Source organism: Sandarakinorhabdus rubra (assembly GCF_010994245.1).
In the GTDB taxonomy this organism is placed as follows: Bacteria; Pseudomonadota; Alphaproteobacteria; order Sphingomonadales; family Sphingomonadaceae; genus Sandarakinorhabdus; species Sandarakinorhabdus rubra.
The window spans coordinates 1-3,539 of the sequence record NZ_WMHO01000245.1 but is presented as its reverse complement, the minus strand read 5'-3'; the positions used below and the strand labels follow the sequence as shown (position 1 = coordinate 3,539).

Here is a 3,539-nt window from a genome sequence, read left to right as displayed (position 1 = left end):
CCGCGGCGAGGCGCGGCGGCCCTTGCCCGTTGCAGCGCGCCGCGAGGCAGGCTTGCGGCTCACATCTCGCCGCGTTGGCGGCGCAGCGCAAACCAGCGCGCGGTGTTGGCGTTGTGCTCGGCCAGCGTGTTGGCAAACACGTGCCCGCCACTCCCGTCGGCCACAAAGAACAGTGCCTCGGTTGGCGCCGGATCGAGGACGGCGGCCAGGCTGTCACGCCCCGGGTTGGCGATCGGTCCCTTCGGCAATCCGGGCTTCACATAGGTGTTCCAACCGGTGTCGCGTTGCAGTTCGGAACGGCGGATGCGCCGGCCGAGCGGGCGGCCCTGGGTGATCGGATAGATCACCGTGGGATCGGCATCCAGCTTCATACCGATCCTCAGCCGATTGGAATAAACCCCTGCAATTGTTTGGCGTTCAGACGCCTTGCCGGTTTCCTTCTCGACAATGCTTGCAAGAATCACCGCTTCGGCTGGCGTCTTCACCACGGCACGCGGGCTGCGCTTCGCCCACAGTTCGGCAAGTGCCTTGTCCATGGCCGCCTGCATGCGCTTCAGCACGGCGGCGCGCGGCTCGCCAGGCTCATAGTCATAGGTGTCGGGCAGCACGCTGCCTTCGTCCGGCACCGTGATGCTGCCGGTCAGATCGGGAATCGCGCGCAGCCGATCGGCCACCAGCACCGAAGGCCAGCCTTCCGGTATGGTGACGCTGAACCGCTCCACCCGGCCTTCCTGCAGGGTCTCGAGGATGCTGCCCCAGCCCTGGCCGGCGCGCAGGCGATAACGGCCGGCCTGCACCGGCGCCGCATCACCCAGCAGCCGCGCGAAGAGGCGGAACTGCCCGGCCGAGCGGATCAGGCCGGCCTCTCGCAGGCGGCCGGCAACGGCGGCCAGGCTATCGCCCTTCCTGACGACGAAGCTGGCTTCTCGTCCCGGTTTCGCACCCCAGCCATACCAGGGCGCCACCGCCAGCGGCACACCCACAGCCAAGACAAGGGCCGCCAGCACCACGGCCGCGCGGGCAGCGCCCTTCTTCATGTCAGACCGATCGCATCACCAGCGTCGCGTTGGTGCCGCCAAAGCCGAACGAATTGTTGAGCACGGCACGGATGCGGCGCGGCTTGGCGACGTGCGGCACCAGATCAACCCCGACGCAGCCTTCGGACGGATTGTCGAGATTGAGCGTCGGCGGCGCCACCTGGTCGCGCAGGGCGAGCAGGCAGAAGATCGATTCGACCGCGCCGGCGCCACCCAAGAGGTGACCGATCGCCGACTTGGTGGACGACATCGAGACATTGCTGATGGCGCTGCCGAACAGGCGCTTCACCGCGCCCAGTTCCAGCTCGTCCCCCATCGGCGTGGAGGTGCCGTGGGCGTTGATGTAATCGATGTCCTCGGGGTTCAGGCCGGCCCGCTTCAGGGCCATCTGCATCGAGCGGAAGGCGCCCGAGCCTTCCGGGTGCGGCGCCGTCACGTGATAGGCATCGCCCGACAGGCCATAGCCGATCACCTCGCCATAGATCTTGGCGCCGCGCGCCTTGGCGTGCTCATACTCCTCCAGCACCACCACGCCGGCGCCTTCACCCATCACGAAGCCATCGCGATCCTTGTCATAGGGGCGGCTGGCGCGGGTGGGCTCATCGTTGAAGGCGGTCGACAGCGCACGGGCCTGGGCAAAGCCGGCGATGCCCAGCGGGCACAGCGCGCTTTCAGAACCGCCGGCCAGCATCACGTCGGCATCGCCCAACGCGATCATGCGGGCCGCGTCGCCAATGGCATGGGCGCCGGTGGAACAGGCGGTCACGACGGCATGGTTGGGGCCCATCAGGCCATATTTGATCGACACCTGGCCGGAGATCAGGTTGATCAGCCGGCCGTGCACGAAGTGCGGGGAGACCCGCCGTGGCCCCTTTTCGTGCAGCACGATCGATTCCGATTCGATGCCCGGCAGGCCGCCGATGCCCGATCCGATCGAGCAGCCGGCGCGGAAGCGTTCTTCCTCGGTCATGTCGGTGAGGCCGGCATCTTCCAACGCCTGGCCGGCGGCATCGATGCCGTAAACGATGAACGGATCGACCTGGCGCTGCACCTTGTAGTCGACGCGCTTGTTGGCATCGAAGGTCATGCCGGTGCCATTACCGGGCTTCACCTCGCAGGCGATCCGGCAGACCTGGTTGGAGGCATCGAAGCGGGTGATCGGCCCGGCGCCGGAGCGCGAGGCGAGGATATTGGCCCAGGTCGTCTCGACGCTGCTGCCCAGGGGGGTGACAAGGCCCAGTCCAGTGACCACGACACGGCGCATCGGCATCATGTTCCTTCCAGCCGGCCCTTGTGGACCGGAGGCGGCGATCCGGCCTGCCCCGCCGGCGTCCCGCCTGTGTTTCCCAACTTCACACGCAGCTGTTCATACGCTGCTTAAAGGCCCTGTGCAAAACGGCCTTTCGCCAGCGTGACGAAAGGCCGTTTCGTGTGTTCGCAGGCTGCAGCCAGCCGGTGACGGGCCCGGGCGCGCCTGAAAGCCAGGCTCAGCCCTTGCTGTTGGCGGCAATGAAGCCAATGGCATCAGCCACGGTGAGGATCTTCTCGGCAGCATCGTCGGGGATTTCCACGCCGAACTCTTCCTCGAAGGCCATCACCAGTTCGACCGTGTCGAGGCTGTCGGCGCCCAGATCATCGATGAAGCTGGCGCCTTCGACGACCTTCTCGGCCTCGACGCCCAGATGCTCCACCACGATCTTCTTCACGCGTTCGGCGACATCGCTCATTCTTCATCCCCTAGGGTTGCGGCGCCGCAGTGTGCGCCGGGAGGTTGCCCTCGCGCGATAGCCCGGTGGCGGGAGGGAGGCAAGGGCGCTGTGCTCAGAACGCGTCTGGCACAGCCAGCCTCCCCTGCCTCACATGTACATCCCGCCATTGATGTGCAGCGTGTGCCCAGTCACATAGGATGCCTCGCGCGAGGCAAGATACACGACACCCGCCGCGATATCATCGCCGGCGCCCAGCCGGCCGGCCGGGATACGCTCGGTAAGGGCTGCCTTCTGGGCCTCGGGCAGGGCATCGGTCATCGCCGAGACGATGAAGCCCGGCGCCACGCAGTTGACCGTGATGGCGCGGCTGGCCAGTTCCTGGGCCAGCGCCTTCGACATGCCGATCAGGCCGGCCTTGGAGGCAGCATAATTGGCCTGCCCCGGATTGCCGGTGACGCCCACCACGCTGGTGATGGCGATCAGCCGGCCAAAGCGCTGCTTCATCATCGGCCGGGCTGCGGCACGGTAAAGTCGGAAGGTGGCTTCGAGGTTGATGCGGATCACCTCGCTCCATTCCTCGTCCTTCATGCGCATGGCGAGGTTGTCGCGGGTGATGCCGGCGTTGGCGACGAGGATGTCGAGCCGGCCGCCCAAGGCCTCGACCGCGGCCGGGACCAGCGCATCGACCGCCGCCGGGTCGGACAGGTTGCAGGGCAGGATCACGGCATCGGGGCCACACTCGGCCGCCACCGCCGCCAGCGCATCGGCGCGTGTGCCCGACAGCGCGACCCGC

4 protein-coding genes are annotated in these 3,539 nt (G+C 67.3%); all 4 read right to left on the bottom strand.

Features of this window, described 5'->3' with window-relative positions; translation table 11 throughout:
- Positions 1-59: 59 nt before the first annotated feature.
- Positions 60-1,037: an endolytic transglycosylase MltG gene (gene mltG, locus GJV64_RS12645; protein ID WP_164157642.1), complete on the bottom strand. Its 978-nt coding sequence runs from the start codon at positions 1,035-1,037 to the stop codon at positions 60-62.
- A gap of 1 nt (position 1,038) precedes the next feature.
- Positions 1,039-2,301: a beta-ketoacyl-ACP synthase II gene (gene fabF / locus GJV64_RS12640; RefSeq protein WP_164157640.1), complete on the bottom strand. Its 1,263-nt coding sequence runs from the start codon at positions 2,299-2,301 to the stop codon at positions 1,039-1,041.
- Positions 2,302-2,524: 223 nt separating this feature from the next.
- Complete coding sequence (locus GJV64_RS12635; RefSeq protein WP_164157638.1) at positions 2,525-2,764, bottom strand: acyl carrier protein; 240 nt, start codon at positions 2,762-2,764, stop codon at positions 2,525-2,527.
- Positions 2,765-2,893: 129 nt separating this feature from the next.
- The coding region (gene fabG / locus GJV64_RS12630; protein ID WP_164157636.1) for a 3-oxoacyl-ACP reductase FabG at positions 2,894-3,539 on the bottom strand (646 nt) is incomplete at its 5' end.